Annotated in this window: 18 protein-coding genes; 12 read left to right on the top strand and 6 right to left on the bottom strand. The window is 43.7% G+C overall.

Features of this window, described 5'->3' with window-relative positions; all coding sequences use genetic code 11:
- Positions 1–87: 87 nt before the first annotated feature.
- Both clpA and clpS read right to left on the bottom strand, forming a co-directional pair.
- Positions 88–2,361: an ATP-dependent Clp protease ATP-binding subunit ClpA gene (gene clpA / locus AB4133_RS01420; RefSeq protein WP_017062108.1), complete on the bottom strand. Its 2,274-nt coding sequence runs from the start codon at positions 2,359–2,361 to the stop codon at positions 88–90.
- 39 nt (positions 2,362–2,400) lie between these two features.
- Positions 2,401–2,721, bottom strand: a complete 321-nt coding sequence (clpS, locus tag AB4133_RS01415; protein ID WP_004737430.1) for an ATP-dependent Clp protease adapter ClpS — start codon at positions 2,719–2,721, stop codon at positions 2,401–2,403.
- Between the two features lie 585 nt (positions 2,722–3,306).
- On the opposite strand from clpS, the gene cspD reads away from it, so the two are divergent.
- Positions 3,307–3,528 carry a cold shock domain-containing protein CspD gene (gene cspD / locus AB4133_RS01410; RefSeq protein ID WP_004736548.1) on the top strand — a complete coding sequence of 74 codons (222 nt, stop codon included), beginning with the start codon at positions 3,307–3,309 and terminating at the stop codon, positions 3,526–3,528.
- Positions 3,529–3,855: 327 nt separating this feature from the next.
- Here the strand turns inward: cspD and AB4133_RS01405 are convergent, their stop codons facing one another.
- Complete coding sequence (locus tag AB4133_RS01405; RefSeq protein ID WP_104216126.1) at positions 3,856–6,081, bottom strand: NADP-dependent isocitrate dehydrogenase; 2,226 nt, start codon at positions 6,079–6,081, stop codon at positions 3,856–3,858.
- Positions 6,082–6,402: 321 nt separating this feature from the next.
- Between AB4133_RS01405 and AB4133_RS01400 the strand changes: the two genes are divergently transcribed.
- A complete protein-coding gene (locus AB4133_RS01400; RefSeq protein ID WP_136973574.1) occupies positions 6,403–7,131 on the top strand; it encodes a pseudouridine synthase in 729 nt (242 codons plus the stop codon).
- 58 nt (positions 7,132–7,189) lie between these two features.
- On the opposite strand, the gene AB4133_RS01395 is transcribed toward AB4133_RS01400, so the two are convergent.
- Both AB4133_RS01395 and AB4133_RS01390 read right to left on the bottom strand, forming a co-directional pair.
- The gene (locus tag AB4133_RS01395) at positions 7,190–7,837 is read right to left on the bottom strand and encodes a DUF2057 family protein (protein ID WP_102398103.1); all 648 of its coding nucleotides are present in this window, start codon (positions 7,835–7,837) and stop codon (positions 7,190–7,192) included.
- A 74-nt stretch (positions 7,838–7,911) separates the two neighbouring features.
- The gene (locus tag AB4133_RS01390; protein WP_104216125.1) at positions 7,912–8,931 is read right to left on the bottom strand and encodes a porin; all 1,020 of its coding nucleotides are present in this window, start codon (positions 8,929–8,931) and stop codon (positions 7,912–7,914) included.
- Positions 8,932–9,444: 513 nt separating this feature from the next.
- Here AB4133_RS01390 and dinG point away from each other — a divergent pair.
- From dinG to AB4133_RS01365, 5 genes are all read left to right on the top strand, one after another.
- Complete coding sequence (gene dinG, locus AB4133_RS01385) at positions 9,445–11,520, top strand: ATP-dependent DNA helicase DinG (RefSeq protein ID WP_372223811.1); 2,076 nt, start codon at positions 9,445–9,447, stop codon at positions 11,518–11,520.
- Positions 11,521–11,648: 128 nt separating this feature from the next.
- A complete protein-coding gene (locus tag AB4133_RS01380) occupies positions 11,649–12,428 on the top strand; it encodes a TSUP family transporter (protein WP_017062114.1) in 780 nt (259 codons plus the stop codon).
- 22 nt (positions 12,429–12,450) lie between these two features.
- Positions 12,451–12,999 (top strand): primosomal replication protein, encoded by a 549-nt coding sequence (locus tag AB4133_RS01375; RefSeq protein ID WP_372223810.1) that lies wholly within the window; start codon positions 12,451–12,453, stop codon positions 12,997–12,999.
- On the top strand, positions 12,989–13,159 hold the full coding sequence (gene rsmS, locus AB4133_RS01370; protein WP_017055021.1) for a pleiotropic regulatory protein RsmS: 171 nt from the start codon (positions 12,989–12,991) through the stop codon (positions 13,157–13,159). Before AB4133_RS01375 ends, rsmS begins: the two co-directional genes overlap by 11 nt.
- 22 nt (positions 13,160–13,181) lie before the next feature.
- The gene (locus AB4133_RS01365) at positions 13,182–14,315 is read left to right on the top strand and encodes a JmjC domain-containing protein (protein WP_372223809.1); all 1,134 of its coding nucleotides are present in this window, start codon (positions 13,182–13,184) and stop codon (positions 14,313–14,315) included.
- Positions 14,316–14,427: 112 nt separating this feature from the next.
- Here AB4133_RS01365 and AB4133_RS01360 read toward each other — a convergent pair whose 3' ends face one another.
- The gene (locus AB4133_RS01360; protein ID WP_017070026.1) at positions 14,428–16,545 is read right to left on the bottom strand and encodes a methyl-accepting chemotaxis protein; all 2,118 of its coding nucleotides are present in this window, start codon (positions 16,543–16,545) and stop codon (positions 14,428–14,430) included.
- 499 nt (positions 16,546–17,044) lie between these two features.
- Here AB4133_RS01360 and emrD point away from each other — a divergent pair, with 499 nt between their 5' ends.
- From emrD to AB4133_RS01335, 5 genes are all read left to right on the top strand, one after another.
- Positions 17,045–18,250, top strand: a complete 1,206-nt coding sequence (gene emrD, locus AB4133_RS01355; RefSeq protein WP_017065927.1) for a multidrug efflux MFS transporter EmrD — start codon at positions 17,045–17,047, stop codon at positions 18,248–18,250.
- A 348-nt stretch (positions 18,251–18,598) separates the two neighbouring features.
- Positions 18,599–20,689 carry a S9 family peptidase gene (locus AB4133_RS01350; RefSeq protein ID WP_017065926.1) on the top strand — a complete coding sequence of 697 codons (2,091 nt, stop codon included), beginning with the start codon at positions 18,599–18,601 and terminating at the stop codon, positions 20,687–20,689.
- A 169-nt stretch (positions 20,690–20,858) separates the two neighbouring features.
- On the top strand, positions 20,859–21,665 hold the full coding sequence (xthA, locus tag AB4133_RS01345; RefSeq protein ID WP_372054635.1) for an exodeoxyribonuclease III: 807 nt from the start codon (positions 20,859–20,861) through the stop codon (positions 21,663–21,665).
- 156 nt (positions 21,666–21,821) lie between these two features.
- Positions 21,822–23,507 carry a type I secretion system permease/ATPase gene (locus AB4133_RS01340; RefSeq protein ID WP_372223808.1) on the top strand — a complete coding sequence of 562 codons (1,686 nt, stop codon included), beginning with the start codon at positions 21,822–21,824 and terminating at the stop codon, positions 23,505–23,507.
- Positions 23,500–24,840, top strand: coding sequence for an HlyD family type I secretion periplasmic adaptor subunit (locus AB4133_RS01335; RefSeq protein WP_372223807.1), 1,341 nt, complete (start codon positions 23,500–23,502; stop codon positions 24,838–24,840). Before AB4133_RS01340 ends, AB4133_RS01335 begins: the two co-directional genes overlap by 8 nt.
- Positions 24,841–24,850 lie beyond the last annotated feature (10 nt).

Genomic DNA, 24,850 nt, shown 5'->3' with positions numbered 1-24,850 from the left:
TCGCATCTCGCATCTCGCAAGCATAAAAAAACGCACAACCTAAGTCATGCGTTTTATATTTAAGCCTTTGATTTATCAATCACTTCGTTAGTGCATGACCTCTTCTTTAGCACCAACATAGATGAAATCCAATTCGTCTTTTTTCAGGGATACTTTAACCGTACCGCCATCAACCAAGCTACCGAACAGTAACTCGTTAGCAAGTGGTTTCTTAAGCTTCTCTTGAATCACACGTCCCATTGGACGAGCACCCATGGTCTTGTCATAGCCTTTATCAGCTAACCAGTGACGAGCATCCTCAGAAACCTCTAAAGACACGCCACGAGCGTCCAGTTGAACCTGAAGCTCGACAATGAACTTATCAACTACTTGGCTAATCACACTTGGGTCAAGGCTGTTGAACCAAATGATATTATCAAGACGGTTACGGAACTCAGGAGTAAATACCTTCTTGATTTCGCCCATCGCATCTGGCGCATGATCTTGTTGGATCAGGCCGATCGATTTCTTCTCGGTTTCAGCCACACCTGCGTTGGTCGTCATCACTAGAATCACATTGCGGAAGTCCGCTTTGCGACCATTGTTGTCAGTTAGCGTGCCGTTATCCATTACCTGCAGTAGCAAGTTAAAGATATCTGGGTGAGCTTTCTCGATTTCATCCAGTAACACAACAGAGTGCGGGTTCTTGATTACGGCATCCGTTAGCAAACCACCTTGGTCGTAACCAACATAACCAGGAGGCGCACCAATCAAGCGGCTCACTGAGTGTCGCTCACCGTACTCAGACATATCAAAGCGCAGAAGCTCAATACCCATCAACTTAGACAGCTGAACAGTCACCTCTGTTTTACCGACACCAGTAGGACCAGCAAACAAGAATGAACCAACAGGTTTATTGTCTGCACCCAATCCAGCACGGGTCAGCTTAATCGCTTCACTCAATACATCGATTGCAGGGTCTTGTCCGAATACCAACATTTTCATGCGCTCATCCAGTTTCTGGAGTGTATCTTTGTCTGAAGACGATACTGACTTTTCAGGAATACGCGCCATTTTCGCAACCATTGACTCAATATCAGCCACGCTTACCGTTTTCTTACGACGGCTTGCAGGTGCCAAACGACTACGAGCGCCCGCTTCATCGATTACGTCAATGGCCTTATCAGGAAGGTGGCGTTCATTAATGTATTTAGCTGACAGTTCCACAGCGGCACGCAACGCTTTGTTGGTGTAGCGCACTTCGTGGTGAGCTTCGTATTTTGGCTTCAAGCCAATCAGGATCTTGGTCGTATCGTCTAGCGATGGTTCAATAATATCTATTTTCTGGAAGCGACGAGCTAAAGCACGCTCCTTCTCAAAAATACTGCTGTACTCTTGGTACGTTGTTGAACCGATGCAACGTAATTTGCCACTGCTTAGTAGTGGTTTAATTAAGTTTGCCGCATCAACCTGACCACCCGATGCAGCCCCGGCACCGATAATGGTGTGGATCTCATCGATGAACAGAATCGCGTCTTCTTCTTTCTCCAGTTGCTTAAGAATCGCTTTAAAACGTTTCTCAAAGTCACCACGATATTTGGTTCCGGCTAACAGTGAACCGATATCTAGAGAATAAATTACGCTGCTCTGAATGATTTCAGGCACTTGTCCTTCAACGATGCGCCATGCAAGACCTTCCGCGATGGCAGTTTTACCTACCCCCGCTTCACCCACTAACAGAGGGTTGTTCTTACGACGACGACACAGAACTTGGATAGTGCGTTCTAGCTCTTTGTCACGACCGATTAGTGGGTCAATATTGCCCTGCTTTGCGACTTCGTTAAGGTTAGTAGCAAAATTTTCTAAACGGTCTTCAGAGTTAGCTTCTTCAGCATTTTCTGCACCACCAAATGAATCGGATGATGAAGGACTGTCGCCTTCGTTGCTGGCTTTGGTAATACCGTGTGAGATGAAGTTAACAATATCTAAGCGACTAATGTCGTTTTTCTTAAGAAGATATGCCGCGTGAGATTCTTGCTCACTAAAAATAGCCACAAGTACGTTAGCACCTGTTACTTCGCTGCGACCTGAAGATTGAACATGAAAAACAGCGCGTTGAAGTACTCGTTGAAAGCTCAACGTAGGCTGAGTTTCGCGAGTTTCATCGCTTTCAGGGATAAGTGGGGTCGTTTGATCGATAAAAATATCGAGCTCATTGCGAAGAGCATCGAGATCAGCCTGACAAGCTTGGAGCGCTTCCTTGGCCGCATCATTTTCTAATAATGCTAGTAGGAGGTGTTCAACAGTCATGAATTCATGTCGCTTGTCTCGCGCACGAGCAAATGCGCCATTTAAACTCGTCTCTAATTCTTTATTTAGCATAAGTACCTCCTAAGGGAACAACAGTGTTGTTCGAGCAATTTATACTTGCTCCATTGTACATAGTAGCGGATGCTCATTTTCCTTTGAGTACATCGTGACCTGCGCTACCTTTGTTTCCGCTATTTCAGCACTGTATGTGCCGCATATAGCTTTACCTTCATAATGAACCTTGAGCATCACTTCCGTTGCTTTTTCGATATCTAGTGAGAAGAATCGCTCTAGGATCTCGATTACAAAGTCCATGGGCGTGTAGTCATCGTTATTCAACACAACGTTATACATCGCCGGTGGCTTTACTTTTGTTGCTTCTTTCTCCAGTAAATCTGAGCCTGGAGATGCCCATTCAAAGTTTCTGCTCATATCGCTTTGCTAAGGGTTATTTTTCGGAAGTCGTGAGTGTTTACCTAACTCAAATTTACCACATTCACGCTTTACCGTGTACTAAGAAACTGCACCTAGAAACAGTACCAAAAAATATTCCTCTATACTGAGCCTAATCCACCATTTCCATCGCTGCAAATAAAAGATCTCGATTAACAAGATTAACATATGTGATTGATTAAAAAGACGCCATAACTATTGATACTAACGATAAGATTACCGCTAAGTTACTATTTAGTTAATAGTTTGCGGTTAATCTCGAATGTGATTTGTTATTAAAATTGATCACTTTTATACCAATTTACTATTGACTGTGCTCAATCATTAGCTACATTGGAGCTAAAAGGTTTTTTAATACACTTTTGCAACATGAATTAAAATCAGTAACACGCTTCAAAAATTAACAATAAGGAATAATTACGCAGGGTAGCGTTAATTTCCGTAAGCAATGTACGAGATTCAAGCTATTAGCTGAAATTCTTTAGCTGGTAGGAATGATATCAATCGCACTTACAACAATTGATATAACAACGTTAGTAACAAAATGCATGAGGGATGTATAGCATGGCTACAGGTACAGTAAAATGGTTTAACAATGCCAAAGGGTTTGGCTTTATTTGTCCAGAAGGTGAAGACGGCGATATTTTCGCGCACTACTCCACAATACAAATGGAAGGTTATCGAACCTTAAAGGCTGGTCAGCAGGTCGACTATGAAGTAGAAAGTGGACCTAAAGGCTCGCATGCTAGCTCCGTTGTTCCTGTAGAAGGCAGCGCCGCAAAATAGGCGAATGCAAACTCATGTTAACCTCCATCAGTCGTCATTAACGGCTGACAGGTAAACAGAATATTGAAACCGCTCATTTAATACCTGTAACACAGGATTACGTGAGCGGTTTTTTTCGTTTTGGGGGCTCTAAAGTTGCTCACTGGACAATGAGCTCGAAGAGCTACTCCCCTTAAGCTAGGTCTTAAGAAGTATTAGACAGAAAAAAGACGCTTTAACATTATCGTTAAAGCGTCTTTCGTTTTGACTTTATCTATAACTTAGCTATCAGCCTAAGCAACTCGTTAGCAAATCACGTTCATGAGTGACTAACGATGAGTCCAATCACTATGCATCAATAAACGCGTTTAGCGTTGAGCTTGGGCGCATTAGTGTTGAAACCAATACATCGTCAAGTAGGTAGTAACCACCTAAGTCGCCAGCCACACCTTGAGCGTTGTTCAGCTCTGCAACGATCGCTTCTTCACTTTCAGCCAGTTGACTTGCCACACCTGCAAACTCAGCAGCAAGATCAGCGTCAGCCGTTTGCTCAGCAAGCGCCTTAGCCCAGTATGCCGCTAGATAGTAGTGGCTACCACGGTTATCAAGCTCACCTACTCGACGTGAAGGAGACTTGTTGTTATCAAGGAACTCACCCGTCGCTTTATCAAGCGCATCAGCTAGAACTTGTGCTTTAGCGTTACCTGTTACTACGCTCAGGTGCTCTAGAGATGCCGCTAGTGCCAAGAATTCACCTAGAGAATCCCAACGCAGGTGGTTTTCTTTCTCTACTTGTTGAACATGTTTAGGAGCAGAGCCGCCAGCACCTGTTTCAAACAGACCACCACCGTTCATTAGTGGAACAATCGATAGCATCTTAGCTGATGTACCAAGCTCTAAAATCGGGAACAAGTCAGTTAGGTAATCACGTAATACGTTACCAGTAACCGAAATAGTATCTAGGCCTTCTTTGATACGAACCAGTGAGTATTGAGTCGCTTCAAGTGGAGCAAGGATCTTAATTTCAAGACCATCGGTATCGTATTCAGGAAGGTATGCTTCAACTTTCTTGATAAGCTGAGCATCATGTGCGCGTGACGCATCTAGCCAAAATACCGCTGGAACACCCGATGCACGAGCACGCGTTACCGCAAGCTTAACCCAGTCTTGGATTGGTGCATCTTTAACCTGACACATACGGAAGATATCGCCTTCCTCTACGTCTTGCTCAAGAAGCACAGCGCCTGAAGCGTCAACAACTTGAACCTGACCAGCAGCTTCAAGGATGAAAGTCTTATCATGAGAACCGTACTCTTCCGCTTTTTGAGCCATCAAGCCAACGTTTGGTACGCTACCCATCGTTGTTGGATCGAACGCGCCGTTCTCTTTACAGAAATCAATAACCGCTTGGTAAATGCTCGCGTAGCTACGATCTGGGATCATTGCTTTGGTATCTTTTTGCTTACCTTCTGGATCCCACATTTGACCAGAAGAACGCAGCATTGCAGGCATAGATGCATCCACAATGATATCGCTTGGTACGTGTAGGTTAGTAATGCCACGGTCCGAATCAACCATCGCTAGTGGTGGCTGAGTCTCGTATACCGCTTGCAGGTCAGCTTCGATTGCTTCTTTCTGCTCTTGAGGAAGCGCATCAATCTTCGCGTAGACATCACCGATGCCGTTATTTACATCAACGCCTAGCTCTTCAAACAGCTGACCGTGTTTAGCAAATACGTCTTTGTAGTAAACCTTAACCGCGTGACCAAAGATCACTGGGTCAGATACTTTCATCATCGTCGCTTTCAAGTGAAGAGAAAGCAGTACACCTTGCTCTTTAGCCGATGCGATTTCTTTTTCGAAGAATGCAACCAAAGCGGCCTTATTCATCACTGACGCATCAATGATCTCTTTATCTTGCAGTGCAAAAGCTGGCTTCAATGTTTTCTTCGCACCATCTTTGCCAACGAATTCAATGCTAACTTCTGTAGCACCTTCAATGGTTACTGACTTTTCGCTACCGAAGAAGTCTTTGTCGTCCATACTTGAAACGTGCGACTTAGAATCTGCAGACCAAGCACCCATTGAGTGTGGGTTCTTCTTCGCGTAGTTTTTAACAGAAAGTGGAGCGCGGCGATCCGAGTTACCTTCACGCAATACTGGATTTACTGCACTGCCTTTGATTTTGTCGTAAGTCGCTTTTACTGCTTTCTCTTCGTCAGTGTTTGCTTCTTCTGGGTAATTAGGAAGTGCGTAACCTTTTGACTGTAGCTCTTTGATTGTTGCTTGAAGCTGAGGTACAGATGCAGAGATGTTTGGAAGCTTGATAATGTTTGCTTCTGGTGTCTTAGCCAATTCACCTAGTTCTGCTAATGCATCACCAATACGTTGCTCTTCGTTCAAATAGTCAGGGAAGTTGGCAATAATACGCCCTGCAAGTGAAATGTCGCGAGTATCAACGTTAATACCAGAAGAAGCTGTAAAAGATTGAATGATAGGCAGCAGAGAGTATGTTGCTAGCGCCGGAGCTTCGTCTGTAATGGTATAGATGATCGTTGGTTTTTCAGTAGGCATGAAATTTCCCTATAGTTCTTACAAGCTCATTTAAAGTAGTGAGCGTGTTATAAATTGACCAGTAAGCCACTCTAAGAGTGAAAACTGCTTACTCGATAGTCGTACTCTATCTTATTTTTCATACAATCTTGATGACAGCATGAACCAAATCCGTGAGTGCGTTGTTATAATAAAACACGAAGGTATAATTAAACAAATCAGGCTTAAGAGTCCATCAACTTGTTCTATTTTGTGTCTTTTAGGCGCGCAAATGATAGCTCAATTCCGTTTCAGTGAAAACTTTTCAGCACACTTCGTTTACATTTTTGCAAGGTAGTTAACATGTCTACTCGCTCACGCAGCGCATCTCGTTCAGACAAACCGGCTCGTTCTGGTGCAACATTAAAACAAAGCGGTAATAGACAAAGCCGAAGCAGTGATAAGAATAACACTGGCAATTCGCACAACAAATCTCACTCAAGCAAGCACCGATATAAAGGCAAGCCTACCAATGCAAAACCTAAGGTTGCGCTCGAAGATCGCAAAGTAATTCTGTTCAACAAGCCTTTCGATACTCTAAGCCAATTTACAGATGGCGAAGGGAGAAAAACGCTAGCGGACTTTATTCCAGTGAAAGACGTTTATGCTGCAGGTCGCCTTGACCGCGACAGCGAAGGGTTAATGGTCTTGACCAACGATGGTATTTTTCAAGCTAAGCTAACTCAACCAAACTCAAAATCCCCAAAGACTTACTGGGTACAGGTTGAAGGCGCACCTTCTGAGGAAGATTTAGATAAATTGAGAAAAGGTGTCGAACTAAAAGACGGCATGACACTGCCCGCTCAGGTTGAGGTGATGTCTGAACCTGTTGTGTGGGATAGAAATCCTCCAGTACGCTTCAGAGCCGCGATACCGACAACATGGTTGGCTATTACAATCATTGAAGGACGTAACCGTCAGGTAAGACGAATGACAGCCAATATCGGCTTCCCTACCCTGCGTCTTATCCGTTACTCAATGGGTAATATGAATGTGGGGCAGCTGCAGCCTGGTGAGTGGAAAGAGATTTAACTCATAGCAATATATTAAAGCGAGATTTACGTCTCGCTTTTTTGTACGTGAAGATTGATTACTTTTGGTCAATTAACCATTTTTGGAATGCTTTACGCTCTTCTTCATTTGCTCTTGAATACCATAGCTTAAGTTGAAGCGTATTTTCAGACTCTTGCACAGTACTGTCGCCAGCTACCGTTGCTCCAACTACTGCACCAGTTTGTACCGCCGCTAGCTCTTCTTTCAACGAACGAATCTTGCCTGAATCAAAAACTAAGCCTCTTTCTTGGTTGTAGTCTTTAACCAACTGAGGGATATCGCTGTAAGGCAGTGCACCTTGAGATGGAGGCAAAACTTCTTGCACGACTTCTGCATCATCACCGTTTACAGAGATACTGAATATAGGAAGTTCTCTGTCTACATTTTTTTCGATTTTAGCGTACTTTCTACTTAGAAGATCAATATCAACATCAGCATTTTCGGGAACATTAACTACCATAATGTAAGGAACTGTACTGATAAACTCGCGTTTGCCTTTATCGCTCAAATACCCTGTGTAATCTAAAACGAGTTGGTTTTCACCTGAGGTGAATACAGCGTCTTCCACACTTTCAACAACCTCACCGTTCAAAGTATTTAGCGAAATACCAGAAGCCAAATCAAGAGCAGCCGTTGCGTATGGTGCAGAGAATAGACAGACAAAACTCAAATACCACTTGTTCATGTACGATTCCTTAATCAATAAATGTAAAAAAGCCAGCTAATAGCTGGCTTTTGTATAGCATAGTTAACTACAGATTAGAATGTGTAGTAAACACCAGCGATAACGCCGTCAGCATCTAGAGTTTGTGATGCGTATTCGAAATCAGCAGTTTGGTATTCAGCTAGGAATAGGATGTTGTCACGGAATGCGTAATCAACACCAACAACTAGGTTAGTAGAGTCGATATCAGAGATCTTAGAAGTACCCGCTGCTGTAGCGATTTCGTCAGTTGTTGCTACAGAGTATGTAGCGTATAGACGAACAGCGTCGATTTGGTAAGCAGCTGCGATACCCATAGTTTCACCGTTGCCGTAAGAATCAGCAGCGATGTCAGATAGGTCCCAGTAACCGTAACCTTGGTTGCCTTCAAACTGTGCGTAAGTAAGCGCTAAGTAAAAACCACCAAATTCAGCAGAAGCAGAAACACCAGCAAGAGAGTAATCTACGTCTTTAGCAGCGTCACCAGTGATGTAAGAAGCACCGATAGAGAAGTTGCTGAATGCGTAATCTGCAGAGATACCGTAAGTGTTGTCAACGTCTTCAGTAGAATCAGTGTTAACGTCAGCTACGATTGTGAAACCTTCAACGAATTGACCTTTGAATACAGCGCCGTGGCCAGAAGACTCGCGGTGGTGACCACCAGTAGAGCCCATGTAGTTACCTTCGTTTGTGATATCATCTTTCTGGATAGCGTCAGCAGATTCTGCTAGGTCGCCAGTTTCACCGAAAGCCATACCCCAAGTGTCAGTTTTAAAACCAGCTAGAACGTCATCGAACTTAGCGTTGCTGCCGTCAGTTTCGATTTCGAAAGATGCGAATGCTGTGAACTGATCGTTAAGCTTCTGCTCAGCGTCAAGTTGGATTTTAGCCCAAGTAGAAACGTCAGCTTCGTTCTTAGTTGTTTCAGTTAGGTTTTTGTCTACTTCAGATTGAGATAGGTAGATATCTACCTCGCCTTTTAGGCCAACTTTAGTATCGTCGTTAGAGTAAATTTCTGCTGCGTTTACAGAAGTTGCTGTAGCTGCGATAGCTAGCGCTAATAGAGTCTTTTTCATAATAAATCCACTGCCTTTTCTAAGAATGGGAGATCCTTGCCCGGTTCCCTTTTATTTTTATGACTGGTCATTACCACTCTTTGTTGGTTAATCACCGTCACTAAATTTCGAGGTCTAGATTGCAAAAGATTATCCTGCGTGTCAAATAAACTAAAAACAAACCTAAAAAAAACACAAAGCAATCAAAATCAACTACTTACATTTTTTTTCATAGTTTTACGAGCAGCTTATCCTTAGTTTTACCAGGAAATATAATAATCCAAAAAAAGAACAAAACAGCATTTAACACCACAAACAACTTGTAAAAACGCCACATCTCAGGATTTAACACCTACAAGCAAGTCTTTTTTAATATTTATATTTCGCAACATAAATAAAATAGTTAAGTTCCTGATGGTTCAGTTTTTTTTTGTGAACAAGATCTACCTTTGATTCAAAAGCAAGCTATTTCACCGTAAATGTACCGACTAGTGATATGTGCTACTATCCTCGCTCCGTTACGTAGGTCACAGTATGCTAACTACTAAAATTCAAAAATCTATTCGCACCAGTTATCAAAACCTCCAAGATCAGTTGGACAACTTTGTACCTCGACGTGCTCAAAATTACCTTGTTGCAGAAATAGCGAAGACACTTTGTGGTCAATACCACAAAAGTAATCGCATGATTGTTGCAGAAGCGGGAACCGGGATCGGGAAATCACTGGCTTATTTAATGGCAACTATTCCTGTCGCTGTGCTCAATAACCGAAAAATAGTCATATCAACGGCGACGGTTGCGCTACAAGAACAGCTCGTCAATAAAGATCTCCCTCTATATAGAAGACTGACTGATCGAGAGTTTTCTTTCATATTAGCGAAGGGCAGACAGCGTTATTGTTGTTCCGAAAAGCTAGCCGCTGCCTGCGGGGTTGATGGCGGACAAATGGCCATGTTCGAATCTAAGCCAAAGAAGAAGGATATCGACCAACTTCAAACCATGTATCGTAGCCTAACCCAAGGTAAATGGGATGGTGACCGTGATTCGTGGCCAAAACCCATCGACAACATGATTTGGCAGATGATTGTCAGCGATAAGCACAGCTGTAACAACAGTATGCCTACGCATAGAGACTGCCCTTTCCAGAAAGCTCGCTCAGAGCTAGATAAAGCAGACGTGATTATCGCCAATCACAGTTTAGTGATGGCTGATGCAGACTTAGGCGGCGGCGTGATACTGCCTGAACCAGAAAATAGCATCTATATATTCGATGAAGCTCACCATTTACCGCATGTAGCCAGAGATCACTCTTCTGCGGCTGCGAGCTTAAAAGGCGCAGCATCGTGGTTGGAGCGTTTGAATCAATCAATCACTAAGCTTTCAGGCCTCGCTGACGAGAAACGTGTCCATCGATTTCGAAATGAGCTGCAAGACTCAGTGCAACAGCTGATCCCTACCCTGACTCAAATGAGTAAACAGTTTGACGCTAACCACTTTGAAGACGGCTTGTATCGCTTCGAACATGGCGACTTACCTGAGTGGCTTGAGAATGAATCAAAAGACCTCAAGCAACTCACACAAAAGGCGAGCCAAACAGTTGCGAAGATTGCAGACCTGATTGCGGAACGAGTTAAAGACGGCGAGCTTTCAGCAAAGCTTGCAGAGCCGGCACTGGCAGAAATTGGCTTCTATATACAAAGAACAGAGAACCTTGCTCAAGTTTGGCGCTTAATGGCTGAACCGAAGAGAGAAAAAGGTGCTCCTTTGGCTCGTTGGCTCGAACTTAACAAAGAAAGCGAAGGCGATTTCGTTGTGAATGTTTCGCCACTAGAGGTAGGTTGGCAACTGGATCAACAAATCTGGAGCCGCTGTGTGGGTGCCGTATTAGTATCTGCGACCATGAGGGCGCTCAACTCTTTCAGCTTTTTCTGTCATCAAGCAGGTATCAGCCAAAAAGCAGAAGATGGCGTACAATTTTTGGCTTTGGCATCACCGTTTGATTACCAGAATCAAGCTGAGTTGATCGTTCCGGCAATGAAGTACGAACCACAAGCACCTCAGTTTACCGAATATCTTATTGAAATTTTGCCTAAGGTAATAGAAGACAAAAAAGCCAATCTCGTTCTATTCTCTTCTTACTGGCAAATGAACAAAGTTGCAGAGGCTTTAACAACAGATTTCGTTAAAAAGTCGTGGGCATTGCAGGTTCAAGGCGATACTTCACGAACTGAAATTATAAAAAAACATAAAAAGCTAATAGACCAAGGTAAAACCAGCGTTCTTTTTGGAACTGGCAGCTTTTCTGAAGGTCTTGATCTACCGGGTGAGCTTCTTGAAAACCTCGTTATTACCAAGATTCCTTTTGGTGTTCCTACCTCTCCCGTAGAGCAAGCACATTCAGAATATATTGAATCACGCGGTGGTAACCCTTTTATGCAGATTACTGTTCCAGATGCGAGTAAAAAGCTTATTCAATCTGTGGGTAGACTACTGCGTAAGGAAAGAGATTCTGGTAAAGTCACGATCCTTGATAGACGCATAGTAACGAAGCGATACGGAAAGTCCCTACTCGATTCACTACCGCCTTTTAAAAGAACAATAAAATACTAATATCCCCTGCCCTTGAGGTAGTTATGGGCCTTCATCGCTAGGCCCTTGCATTCACAACCCAACATGACTAATCCATCGGTTTTTCATGTGGCTGCCCTATCAGCCGATAACGAGAACACTAGCTATTTATGGAAATGATTGAGCCAACCATGTTGGTCATACTTGCTCTGGTTGCATTTGCAGCAGGCTTTATTGATGCTGTCGCAGGTGGCGGAGGGATGTTAACCGTTCCAGCTTTGCTATCGCTTGGTTTACCGCCACACATCGCATTGGGTACTAACAAGCTTGCAGCGACTTTCGCTTCATCTACAGCTGCATTCACTTACTACCGTAAAAAGCTGTTCAAGCCTGAGTGTTGGGTCAATGCATTCATATCTACTTTAATAGGTGCGACAATCGGCACACTCACTGTTGATGCCATTAGCACCGAGTGGTTAGAGAAGGTATTGCCGTTAGTCATTCTTGCCGCAGCGGTCTATACCATTTTTCATAAGACTCCAGATGTGAGCCATAATGTGTCTCCTAAACCTTGCCCTGTGCTTAAGAGAAAACAAAAGTACCAAGGATTCATTCTTGGCTTTTATGATGGGGTTGCTGGTCCAGGAACTGGCGCGTTTTGGACGGTAAGCTCTATGGCGCTTTATCGCTTAAATATCTTACTTGCCTCTGGTCTATCCAAAGCCATGAACTTTACCAGTAACTTTACCTCTTTGGTGACCTTCGCGATTCTTGGTCATATTGATTGGGTTCTAGGTTTAACCATGGGTCTTTGTTTGATGGCCGGTGCGTTTGTTGGTGCTCACTCTGCTATTCGTTTCGGCGCTACATTTATACGACCTGTGTTTGTTACCGTGGTAAGCGTACTTGCAATTAAACTGGCATACGAAGCTTGGTTTGTGAACTTATAGGCAGTAGCCAACGGGAAGTGAAATGAATCAATTTTCAAAGCTAAAAAGTGTCATTGATACCTTGATCGGCCATTGCTCTCAGGTTGATAAATCTCGAGGGGCTTATCATCAAGCCTTGTTTGACCGAGCCTTATTTAAATGTGGCGCCTCTGTTTTGCTTCCCTATGCACTTGAAACTCAGGCAACCTACTGCACCATTGTACGTGAACAAACCACAAATCAACTGACCGCATCCAGAGCCAACTACCTGACAGAAAAGCTGACCAATCAGATTGCAGCAATCCAAAGAGAGTTAGCCAACCACGATTTACGCTTGGACCGAAGAAGTAAGTCAGGGAAAACCCTGAACGACCTATACAACGAACTCGCCCAGCACCAAGACTGGCAAAAGCGATTGGTCGATTTAGTACGAGTACGAAAGTTAGCGTTTGATTCTGCGCCTCGCCACAGTAAGAAAAAAGCGGAAGAGGCTTGGCAGTTAGCAAAAGAGCGATTAGAACGCTGTGAAGACTCAATGAAAAATATTGAGAGACTGATTAACTTAGAGAACCCTAAGCGAAATGAACACTGATAACACACCATCACCACTGGATAACGCACCAGAAGAAGTTAAGTTAGCTGTCGACCTGATCTATCTGCTCGAAAGCAACGAAATCGATCCAAAAGTCGCGTTAGAAGCAATCAAAATTGTCCAGCAAGATTTACAAGCCAAACTAGCATCTAGCATCTAGCATAAAAATATACAGGATTCACATGTACCAACTCAGCTTTTCTATGCCCGAGTTTCTTGAAAACTACTGGCATAAAAAACCAACCATCTTAAAGGGTGGCTTCCAAAACTTCGTCGACCCAATTTCGCCGGAAGAACTTGCTGGTTTATCGATGGAAGAAGAAGTGGATTCTCGCTTTGTCTCTAACCTCGACAATCAGTGGACTGCAGAACACGGCCCATTCTCTGAAGAAAAGTTTGGCGAATTAACCGAAACTCATTGGCAACTGATCGTTCAAGCAGCGAACCACTGGCACCAAGGCGCAAATCAGCTGACTGAGGCGTTCCAAGCGTTACCAAACTGGTTATTCGACGATCTCATGATCTGCTACTCAGCACCTGAAGGCGGCGTAGGCCCACATATTGATCAATACGATGTCTTCATCATTCAAGGTCAAGGCAAACGTCAATGGAAGGTTGGCGCTAAAGATGTTGGCCAATACAAAGAGACTGTTCAAGCGTCTGCACTTCGTCAAATTGAAGGTTTTGACCCAATCATTGATGAAACTTTAGAGCCGGGCGATATCCTTTATATCCCACCAGGTTTCCCACATGAAGGGAGCACGTTAGAGCCGTCAATGAGCTACTCTATTGGCTACCGCTCGCCTAAAGAACAAGAACTGATCAGCAACTTTGCCGATTTTGTGCTTGCTCATGATATGGGTGACGTACACCTGCACGATCCAGAATTCAAAATGCAAGAAGGCTACGGAAGAATTCGTTCATCGGATTTAAGTAATCTCACAGGCATGTTGAAATCTGCACTAGAGCAACCTGAAACCATCAGTGAATTCATGGGTTGTCTGCTAAGCCAATCACGCCACCAGCTTGATATCGTTGCTCCAGAGCCACTATGGACTCAAGAAGAGATCGCTCAACACTTAGAGTCTGAAGGTGAGATTCACCGAGTATCAGGCTTAAAGGCGCTCTACCACGAAAATGAAAGCAACACTGCTTACATCAATGGCGAAGTGGTTAAGGTTGATGAAGCGGATTCTTCGTTACTCAACATACTTTGCGATGAGACCATGATTACCTCGGCTACTGCCCTATCTCCTTCGGGCATAACTGTCGTGACTGAATTGGTCAACAAAGGCTACTGGTTTATCGAAGAGTAAGCAGCGTCAACCGCTGGTTATTGCATAGCCTCTAAATAAACAATTAAAAAAGGGACAAATGAAATCTTCATTTGTCCCTTTTTCTATTCAAGAACTGGTTAAGGCTTAATGCTTATACCTTGAACTGATTGACCAACTTCTGTTGTTGTTGAGACAGTTGGTCAATTTCATTGCCGACTTGCTCAGAAGCCGCGGCTTGCTCCAAGATCTTCGCACTCAAATCGCGAATATTAACCACGCTTTGATTTACTTCACCGGAAACCGATTGTTGCTCTTCGGCTGCTCGAACGATCTGACTGTTCATATCACTGATCGCCTCAATAGAAGTAAAGATCGACCCCAGATCTTCAACTGCTTTCTGAACGTGTAGTGCTGTATCGTTAGCTAGGATATTGCCTTCTTGTATTGCTTCAACGACATCTTGAGTTCCAGCATGAACCTTGTCGATCACCGCTCTGATCTCACCAACCGATGACTGGGTGCGACTTGCGAGGTTTCTTACCTCATCCGCAACAACAGCAAAACCTCGACCTTGTTCGCCAGCACGAGCCGCTTCAATCGCCGCGTTCAATGCCAGTAAGTTAGTTTGCTCAGAGATCCCTTCAATCACACTTAAGATCTCGGTGATGTTTCCGTTATTTTTTGCCAATTCTTCAACAATAGGAACAGCACTCGACATACGCTCCACCAGCTTTCTCATTTCACCTGCTGAAAGTTCGATGACTTGTTGCCCTTGTTGAGCAGAACGATTCGCTTCGCACGCTGCATCAACGGCCACTTCTGCATTTTGTACCACTAAGCCCGCAGTTTGAGTCATCTCTTCGGCCGCTGTCGCGACTAGATCCACTTCTTTAAATTGAGACTCGCTGCTTTCACGAGTACTTGATGCTGATGCTTTCGCTTGGCTGGTAGTATTTGCCACTTGTTCTGTGGTGTGAATGACTTCTTTGATTGTGTGTTGCAGCTTATCTAGGAACAGGTTAAATCCTTTTGACAACTGACCGATTTCATCTTGAGACTTCACTTCCAAGCGCTGCGTCAAATCACCTTCACCTGAAGCGATGTCATTCAACCTTTCCACAACCTGACGAATCGGCTTCACAATAGACAACGAGGCAAACGCGATAATGGCTAAGCCAAAGATAATAAACACTGTACCGGCGATCACTTCTGTTTTGATGCCTTCACTTAGCTTAGTGCTAATGATGGAATCCAATTTATTTGCGTCAGCGACGACACTGTCTCTTGGGATCTCAAACAACACCCCCCAAGTTTGGTTAGCTGCAACAACAGGTGCAAAGGCAAGTAACCACTCACCGTTCTCGCTCCATTGCGTTGTCACTTCACCACCAAAGATAAAGTCGGTCATTAAATCACTGTTTGTATTGCCACTTTGGAAAGTTGAACCGACTGCAATGCTTGAATCATCAGAAGCGATGACCGAACCATCTAGACTAACCACGTAAGCTTTACCCGCACCGTTAAACAAGCTCTGGTCAGATTGAGTAATCACACTGGTTAAACCATCAAGTCTTAGATCAATACCAAGAAAACCAATAGCAACGTCGTCAACCAAAATAGGGACTGAAATAGAGGACGTAAGTAGTGCTACACCACCGCTGTTCACGACTCTCGGCGTACTAATACACGTTTGCCCTGAAGACAAAGGACAGTAAAAACGTTCGCTATTGCTGTCATCATTCAAGATAGATTCTGAAAGAACGTTCGCTAGAACATTTTCACCGTTATCTGCCACCTTCCAGTAAGGAGCAAAACGACCTTTTTCGTTAGAACCAACATAATCAGCATCGACATAATTCGCATCTTCACTATCGAGCAAGTCAGGCTTGAAAACTAGATACGCTCCTTGAATAGAGTCGAAGTTTAAAACCGAGCGACGAACCATTTCATCCAAGGCGGTACGAAGCTCTTCACTTGGTGTAAAGTTTTCGTCTGCATTGTTTTTTAGAAACTGAGCACTGGCCGCAAGCATCTCTGCGCGGTAAATAGCTTCGTCTACATAACGTTGAGTTTCTTGAGCGTTTAGCTGAGAAACAGACGCCAGCAACTGCTGAGTTTTATTGATAACTGATTCTGAACTTTGAGATTTGATGACTTGTTGATTGCTCGTCGCGTTGTAGATCGAGAAACCAATAAGAGACAGTGACGTAATGATTAAACAACAACCTGCTAAGAGGGTTATTTTCCACTGTACCGATAGAGAGCGCATTTAATATCCTTATTTAAGCCAAAAGACTTCCATAACCATAACTATCACATCGGCAACGAATTGCTGTACACAATGTAAATGAGTTAGACGAATAGCTTAGCGGATAATTACAGCACAAATTGCTTACATATAAAACGAAAGTTTATACAAATGTTAATAGAGCGTGTTTTCTTCCTTTTTTCTGTGATTTCAAATGATGTACTCATATAATCATTAGCTGTGTTGCTTAGGTTTTAGCGCTTTGGACATAGCCAGAACATCGATATTTAAAGGAAGCCCACTCCACCCTCTCCCTCTTTAAAATGCAGTAACTTCGGATTAGTTTTTATAATCCAAGTTATAGATTTTTATCTTGATCAATTTCACACTTTTTGATTGCTAAGCCCGCAATCAAGCTCTAATATCTCACGCCTAGATTCCCTGAACACTTTATTCATTTCGCTCTCCTTTAATGGAGCGCTAAGGCTTTTTACGTCTTAATTTTTGGAGAGATACGCAAATGTCCGCCTCGTTTCCATTAGCGAAACTTACCTTTTTAATCGCTATTCTGACTGCCGTAGGTCAAATGACTCAAACGATGTACGTGCCTTCTATCGGTCATATGGCAGGTGAGTTCTTAGTTTCGGCATCTTCACTGCAGGCAGTGATGGCGTGTTACTTGATCCCTTATGGTCTGTCGCAATTTGTTTACGGCCCACTTTCAGATCGCCTAGGTCGTAAACCGATCATCGTGATTGGTTTGATCATCTACATCATCGGTACTTTGGTAGCATTGTTCGCTCACGAATATGAATGGTTCTTAGCGGGCAGCTTTATCCAAGGTTTGGGCATCGGTTGTGGTGGTGCGATGTCTCGTACATTGACTCGCGACTGTTTTGAAGGCGCAGAGCTGCACCGTGCAAACAGCTTGATTAGCATGTGTGTGATTTTCTCACCATTGATGGCTCCTGTACTGGGTGGTTACCTAACAGAAGTTTTCGGCTGGCGTTCTAGCTACTTATTCCTTGCGCTGTTTGGTATTGCTGTTGTGATCACTATGATGACGAGCATGATGGAAACACTGCCGAAAGAACGACGCAAGCATGAATCGGTTGCCAACAGCTACAAGTTCGTTCTGTCTGATAAACGTTTCCAAGGTTTCTTATTGGTATTAGTCGCAACCTTTGCTGGTGTAGCCGTATTTGAAGCAGCGGCAGGTGTGTTGCTTGGTGGCGTACTTGGCTTACCGGCAACCACAGTAAGCTTGCTGTTTGTCTTGCCTATTCCAGGTTACTTAGTCGGTGCAGGCTTATCTAGTTACATCGCACAACGTCGCTCTGAGCGCCGTGCATTGAATGTTGGTCTGGTTGCGATATTGGTAGGCTCAACAGTGGTATTGATACCGGGTCTGTTTGGTCAAACAACAGCATTAACTTTGATTGGCGGTGCCACAATTTACTTCTTGGGCGCTGGCATATTATTCCCAGCAGCAACAACAGGGGCACTTTCGCCATTCCCGTACCACGCTGGTACTGGAGGTGCGATTTTAGGTGGTATGCAAAACCTAGGTGCTGGCATCGCAACACTATTGGCATCGTTCTTCCCAGCTCAAGACCAACTGCCACTCGGTTGCCTGATGATTGCTATGTCATTCATCGCTATGCTTGGTTTACGTTGGGTTAATCGTAAACCTGACCACTCAAACGAAATGCCATTGGCTATTTAACGTAAAACTCGAATCTTGCTAAACAAAGGAAAGGGACATACTGAAAAGTGTGTCCCTTTTTGTTGCACATTTATTCCTTCCACTCTCACGTATCAGTAATTTCATTTAACATTGCTTTGATTTTTTGAAAACAATAACAGACACTTACGATGAAGGTGCATATCCAGAATCCAATTATAAATAATATCACTGGAAGAACACCAACGTACCTGAACTCTCACAACAAAGGATGCTGGCATTAAAACGAGTAAGGTACACACTAAGGATATACAGATGCGTATCGCTTTAACCACATTAGCCGTATCAATAGCGCTTGTCGCCGGATGCAGCAATCAAGGAATCTCAACCATGAACCACTACTCTCAATCACAGCTCGTCGCTCAGCAAACCCAAGCACCCGTTGCTAAGAAAGTCCCTCACGCAATGACGATTCATGGTGAAACCCGAATCGATGATTACTATTGGATGCGCGATGATGCACGCCAAGATCCAGAGATATTGCAACAACTTGAGCAAGAGAATCAGTACGCAGATACGGTGTTGAAACATACAGAAGCAGCACAAAAACAATTATTTGAAGAGATTAAAGGCCGAATCGCGAAAGACGACAATTCGGTACCGGTTCGCAAAGGCAGTTACTACTACTCGAATAAGGTGACAGGCGACAACGAATACCCAGTTCACCTGCGTGAAAAAAACTTTTTAGGCACAGACAAGCAAGTCATCTTAGATGTAAACGAGCTAGCAAAAGAGCATGAATTCTTCAGTATTGGTGGCTTAACGATCAGCCCAGACGAAAACTTGTTGGCCTATGGCGAAGATACGCTAAGCCGCCGCATTTACACCATCAAGATCAAAGACCTCACAACAGGTGAATACCTAAAAGATGAAATTGAAGGCGCTTCAAGTGCTATCGCGTGGCAAAACGACAACCAAGCCTTCTACTACATCAAAAAAAATCCACAAACATTGCTGGGTTATCAAGTTTACCGCCACGTGTTAGGCACAGCTCAGGCAAGCGATCAGTTAATCTACGAAGAAGCCGATAGCGCTTACTACACCTCTTTGAGTAAAAGCAAAGATGGAGAACAGGTCTACATTTGGCATTCGAGCACAGAAACCAGCGGTGTCTCAGTCATCGATGCCAACAACCCAAAGGCTACAGCTGAGGCTTTCTACCCAAAAGAGACCGGCATAGAGTACAGCATCGCTAAGCTAGGTGATTGGTATTACATCTACACCAACTACCAAGCGGTCAACTTCCGTTTAATGAAAGTCACAACCGAAGAGATGCATGATCGCTCAAAATGGGTCGATGTCATCCCAGCAGACGATAATACTCAGCTTGTAGATTTCGAGTTGTTTGATGACCATCTTGTCTACGAGCAACGCGCGGATGGCTTGTCTACAGTGAAAGTTCGCCAACTCTCAACAGGCCACGAGTTTCCACTTGAATTTAACGACACCGCATTTGCCGCTTACCTAACGAGTAACTATGAATTAGATAACGCAAAAGTTCGTATCTATTACAGCAGCTTAACCACGCCAGGTACTTACTATGATTTCGACCTAAGTACAGGTGAATCCGAACTCATGAAGCAAACACCCGTATTAGGTGATTTCGAAGCGGATAACTACCAATCAGAGCGAATCATGATTACGGCTCGCGATGGTAAGCAAGTTCCTGTCTCTTTGGTTTATCGTAAAGACTTATTTAAGAAAGACGGCACTAACCCAATCTACCAATACGGCTATGGGTCTTACGGCTCTACGATTGAACCTACCTTCAGCTCAACTCGCCTAAGCCTACTGGATAGAGGTTTTGTTTATGCCATCGCACATGTCCGCGGTTCAGAAATGCTTGGTCGCCCTTGGTATGAAGATGGCAAAAAACTGACCAAACAAAACACGTTCAACGACTTTATTGATGTAACCAAAGAGCTTGTTGAAGAAGGCTACGGCGCGAAAGATAAAGTGTTCGCCGTTGGGGGGTCTGCTGGCGGTCTATTGATGGGAGCAATCATCAACCAAGCACCAGAACTGTACCGTGGTATTGGTGCACATGTTCCGTTTGTAGACATTGTGACAACCATGCTCGATGAATCGATCCCTCTAACCACCAATGAGTATGACGAATGGGGTAACCCGAACGATAAAGCCTACTACGATTACATGCTGGGGTACTCACCGTACGACAACATTAAGGTACAAAACTACCCGAACATGTTGGTAACGACAGGCCTGCATGACTCACAGGTGCAGTACTTTGAGCCAATGAAATGGGTTGCGAAGCTGCGTGAAATGAAAACAGACAACAACGTATTGCTGTTCAAAACCGATATGGAAGCCGGTCACGGTGGCGCTTCTGGCCGATTTAAACGATTAAAAGAAGACGCACTTGAATACGCGTTCTTTTTGGATTTACTTAAGACTCAATAGATTCTACGTAACTGTAAGTATTCACATCATTTAATGTCGCCATTTTGTCTCTACAAAGTGGCGACAGAAATTATTAAGCATGGTTAAATACGATGAACCATGAAATCCACCAAATCAAAAACCTTTAAAAACAAGCAGTGACAAAGGTTTACGAGAGGTATAAAAACAAATGAAAGTAATTAGCTTCAACATCAACGGTCTTAGAGCCCGCCTTCACCAACTGCAAGCTATTATCGACAAACACCAACCCGACGTGATTGGTCTGCAAGAGATAAAAGTGCACGATGAAGCCTTCCCAATTGCTGATGTTGAAGCAATGGGCTATAAGGTTTACTTCCACGGTCAAAAAGCCCACTACGGTGTGGCAATGTTGTGTAAGCAAGAGCCTATTTCTGTGCAGAAGGGTTTCCCAACAGATAATGAAGACCATCAAAAACGCATGATCATGGCGACGTTTGAAGATGAAAATGGTGAAAAGGTTACCGTGCTAAATGGCTACTTCCCTCAAGGGGATAACATCAAGCATGAAACAAAGTACCCGTACAAACGCCAGTTCTACAAAGACTTAATGACTTACCTAAACGACTATCACAATAAAGGTGAGCAAGTGATTGTGATGGGCGACATTAATATCAGCCCTATCGACGCAGACATCGGCATTGGTGAACCTAATGCGAAACGTTGGTTAAAGACAGGTAAATGTTCTTTCCAACCAGAAGAGCGCGAATGGTTGAAAACATTGATGGACTGGGGCTTTGTAGACAGCTTCCGTTTGCTTCACCCTGAAGTGAATGACCAATACTCGTGGTTTGATTACCGTTCAAAAGGTTTCGTGGACAACCGTGGCCTGCGTATTGATGTAGTCCTTGCGACTCAAAAGCTTGCTGATAAGTGTACTGAAGCTGGCATCGATTACGAGCTACGCGGCATTGAAAAACCGTCAGATCACGCTCCGATTTGGTCAACGTTTAAATAAAATCCAAATTAAATTTCAAATCAAAAATGCACAAGCTTTTGTTTAGCTTGTGCATTTTTTTTACGTAGCTCAAATCCACTCAAAAAGCTTGAGATAGTTCACATTCTCGCCACTGCCCATCTATACTATTTGGACAACCAATGGAGAGAGTTTTGTATGGACGCAAAGCCTTGGGCCGGTATAAATCCAATTAATCTGCGTAGTTTACTTCCGATGATGGTGGTCAGCGGAGCGATCAGCGTATTGATGTTAGTCGTTCCCTTATTCAGCCTTCAAGTGTTTGATCGAGTCCTCTCAAGTCAAAGTTTAGATACGCTTCTATTCTTGGCTTTCATTGCTGTGTTCCTACTTACAGCCCAAGCGTTCCTTGACGCGTCTAGAGCCAAGTATGCACAAAAGAAAGCGATAAAATTTGAATTTATCGCGTCTCAGCAGCTATTTGAACAAACCTCCTTCTCATCGAAATCAAAAGAAAAGCATCTGTTCAACGATATAAGTGAGGTAAAGAGCCTACTCTCTTCTCCTGCCTACTTTGTCATGTTTGATCTGCCGTTCACTCCCCTGTTTCTTATCATTATGTTTGCGATTCATCCATATATAGGATTAGTCGGTGTGGGTGCCGTTGTTTTTATTCTCATGACAACATTGCTTTCTCATTGGGTTAAATCTAAGCACTTTAAAACCACTTATTTAAGCCAGCTCGCAACACAAAGAAAAAACGACGAGTGCTTTCAAAAACACGCCACGATTTTTAGCCAACATCAACAACAAGGTTTAAGTCAAACCTACCAAGAAATATTGGCGGAAAAGAGCTGGTCTCGAAGCCATTTAGATCAAGCCACCTGTTCACTGAGTGCATTTTCTCGTTACATACGTATGGTCCTTCAACTCATCATCATGGCTGTCGGAGCAAGCCTAGTCATTCAAAATGCCATGTCTGCTGGTGGTATGATTGCGGGTTCAATCCTAATGGCGAGAGCACTCCAGCCTATTGAGATGCTCTCTAGTGGTATTCAAGCATGGAAAACTGGTTTGGATGCAAACAAACGCTTAGCTAAGGAATTTGCTTCTCATACTAAACATACCGAGCGAACCGAGTTAGAAATCATTAAAGGTGATCTGGTCATCGACAACGTCACATGGTTCGCCTCTGAAAACCTTAACAAGCCGACTCTTAATGGTTTGAAGCTAAGACTGGAATCAGGAAATCGAGTCGCATTGATAGGCCCTAGCGGGTCAGGTAAGTCTTCCCTCTGCAAAATGATCACTAACGGCATATCGCCCTCAAAAGGTGGCATTTCTATCGATGGACTCAATGTTGAGTTGTGGAATCTGAATCAGTTCAAACACACCGTCGGTTATGTTCCTCAGCACATCGACTTTTTACATGGCACTGTAAAACAAAATATCGCCCGATTTGATTCCAACGTTACGGATAGCCAAATCGTCAGATCCGCTATTCAAGCCGGTGTGCATGACGCTGTTGTCGCCTTACCGAATGGATATGAAACGATTATCGGTTCTTTTGGTCATCAGTTATCTGGTGGACAAGCCCAGAAACTTGCCATCGCAAGAGCATTAGTTTTCTCACCTAAGCTACTCGTGCTTGATGAGCCCGATTCACATCTCGACAAAGAAGGCGAAGAGTTTCTTGTTTCGCTATTACAATTGGCGAAAGAGAAATCCATTTCTGTCGTGATGGTAACGCATAACCCAAGCTTACTCAGACATGTCGATTGGGTTGTTGAATTGAAAAACGGCCAGATAACACAAGCAGGCGAAGCGAGTAAAGTGGTTCGGTCGCTCTTCAATGTCGCTTCTCCGGAGGTGTCGAATGGCTAGTATTCATCATGACGACAAAGGTATTCACTTCGACGATGGTAGAAAACTGATCTTTTCTACATTCAAAATACAGGTGTTCATCTGGTTAGTTCTTGTGACTACTCTAGGAGGCTTTGCCGCTTGGGCATACCTAGCCCCGCTTTCTTCTGCTGCCATCGCGCCTGGCGTGATTATCGTAGAATCAAAGCGAAAACCCATTCAACATTTAGAGGGCGGGATTGTAGAAATCGTCCATGTTTCTGACGGCGATCATGTTCAAAAAGGCGAACTACTCATCACGTTAAGTCACACACAAGCTCAAGCATCGCTTCTAAGGCTAAGAGCTCAGTGGCAAAGTGATTTAGCGCGGCTGAACCGCTTACAATCAGAGTTAGCGAGCCATCAAGAAATTAAATTTGATATGAGATTACTCTCCCTCATGAGCGACCCAAACGTATCAAGCTTACTTGATACGCAGAGTAAGCTTTTCAGCAAAAGACAATCGTTAAAATCAGGTGAATCCGATGTGTTACAGCAAAAAGTCGAGCAATCAAAACTTGATCTGCAAGGCTTCCAACAACGATTCTTAGCCGGAAACCGAAGCCTGAAGTATTTAGAAGAACAGGTACAAATGCACCAAGATTTGCTTGTTTCCGGTAACACATCCAAATCTCGGTTATTGGATTTACAGCGAGAACGCTCTCAATTACAAGGTAACATTGCTGACCTCAAAGCTAGGATTGGCCACGCCAAACGCACCATCGCCGAAGCGAAATTAGAGCTGATTAACGCCGATTATACTTACGCCAAAACGCTCGGCGAAGAGATACAAGATTTAGAAAGAAAGCTGAATGAAACCAGAGAGGCTATGGTCAATGCTCAAGATATTCTTACCCGGGTTGAAATAAGAGCACCTCAAAGTGGTGTGGTGGTTGGACTTAATGTGGTCTCCGAAAATGCCATCGTTCCACCCGGTGAAACCTTGATGGAATTGGTTCCGCAAAATGACGAGTTGATTGTAGAAGCGTTAGTGAAGCCAGAAGACATCGAAGCCTTACGAATTGGCTTGGATACCCAAGTAAGACTGACTGCATACAGTTTCCGTAAAACACCACCGATTCGTGGAAAATTAGTCCATATTTCGGCTGACCGCATTAGCGATCAAGCTACAGGATCTTCTGCTTACTTAGCGAGAGTATCGTTAGATAAGTCTGAGCTAGAAGCATTAGAAAACATCTCATTGTATCCGGGCATGCCCGCAGAAGTGATGATATTACTTGAGCAACAAACACCGCTCGAGTATCTACTCAACCCACTCTCTGTGAGCGCCTATAAGGCAATGAGAGAAATTTAACCAAGCGCAC

Source organism: Vibrio sp. 10N.286.52.F8 (assembly GCF_041468745.1).
Lineage (GTDB): Bacteria > Pseudomonadota > Gammaproteobacteria > Enterobacterales > Vibrionaceae > Vibrio > Vibrio crassostreae_C.
This window is presented reverse-complemented; position numbering and strand designations above follow the sequence as displayed.

What these genes read in the sequence shown, in the direction of transcription:
- clpA (WP_017062108.1), bottom strand. Translation starts at nt 2,361, where the DNA reads ATGCTAAATAAAGAATTAGAGACGAGTTTAAATGGCGCATTTGCTCGT.
- clpS (WP_004737430.1), bottom strand. Translation starts at nt 2,721, where the DNA reads ATGAGCAGAAACTTTGAATGGGCATCTCCAGGCTCAGATTTACTGGAG.
- cspD (WP_004736548.1), top strand. Translation starts at nt 3,307, where the DNA reads ATGGCTACAGGTACAGTAAAATGGTTTAACAATGCCAAAGGGTTTGGC.
- AB4133_RS01405 (WP_104216126.1), bottom strand. Translation starts at nt 6,081, where the DNA reads ATGCCTACTGAAAAACCAACGATCATCTATACCATTACAGACGAAGCT.
- AB4133_RS01400 (WP_136973574.1), top strand. Translation starts at nt 6,403, where the DNA reads ATGTCTACTCGCTCACGCAGCGCATCTCGTTCAGACAAACCGGCTCGT.
- AB4133_RS01395 (WP_102398103.1), bottom strand. Translation starts at nt 7,837, where the DNA reads ATGAACAAGTGGTATTTGAGTTTTGTCTGTCTATTCTCTGCACCATAC.
- AB4133_RS01390 (WP_104216125.1), bottom strand. Translation starts at nt 8,931, where the DNA reads ATGAAAAAGACTCTATTAGCGCTAGCTATCGCAGCTACAGCAACTTCT.
- dinG (WP_372223811.1), top strand. Translation starts at nt 9,445, where the DNA reads ATGCTAACTACTAAAATTCAAAAATCTATTCGCACCAGTTATCAAAAC.
- AB4133_RS01380 (WP_017062114.1), top strand. Translation starts at nt 11,649, where the DNA reads ATGGAAATGATTGAGCCAACCATGTTGGTCATACTTGCTCTGGTTGCA.
- AB4133_RS01375 (WP_372223810.1), top strand. Translation starts at nt 12,451, where the DNA reads ATGAATCAATTTTCAAAGCTAAAAAGTGTCATTGATACCTTGATCGGC.
- rsmS (WP_017055021.1), top strand. Translation starts at nt 12,989, where the DNA reads ATGAACACTGATAACACACCATCACCACTGGATAACGCACCAGAAGAA.
- AB4133_RS01365 (WP_372223809.1), top strand. Translation starts at nt 13,182, where the DNA reads ATGTACCAACTCAGCTTTTCTATGCCCGAGTTTCTTGAAAACTACTGG.
- AB4133_RS01360 (WP_017070026.1), bottom strand. Translation starts at nt 16,545, where the DNA reads ATGCGCTCTCTATCGGTACAGTGGAAAATAACCCTCTTAGCAGGTTGT.
- emrD (WP_017065927.1), top strand. Translation starts at nt 17,045, where the DNA reads ATGTCCGCCTCGTTTCCATTAGCGAAACTTACCTTTTTAATCGCTATT.
- AB4133_RS01350 (WP_017065926.1), top strand. Translation starts at nt 18,599, where the DNA reads ATGAACCACTACTCTCAATCACAGCTCGTCGCTCAGCAAACCCAAGCA.
- xthA (WP_372054635.1), top strand. Translation starts at nt 20,859, where the DNA reads ATGAAAGTAATTAGCTTCAACATCAACGGTCTTAGAGCCCGCCTTCAC.
- AB4133_RS01340 (WP_372223808.1), top strand. Translation starts at nt 21,822, where the DNA reads ATGGACGCAAAGCCTTGGGCCGGTATAAATCCAATTAATCTGCGTAGT.
- AB4133_RS01335 (WP_372223807.1), top strand. Translation starts at nt 23,500, where the DNA reads ATGGCTAGTATTCATCATGACGACAAAGGTATTCACTTCGACGATGGT.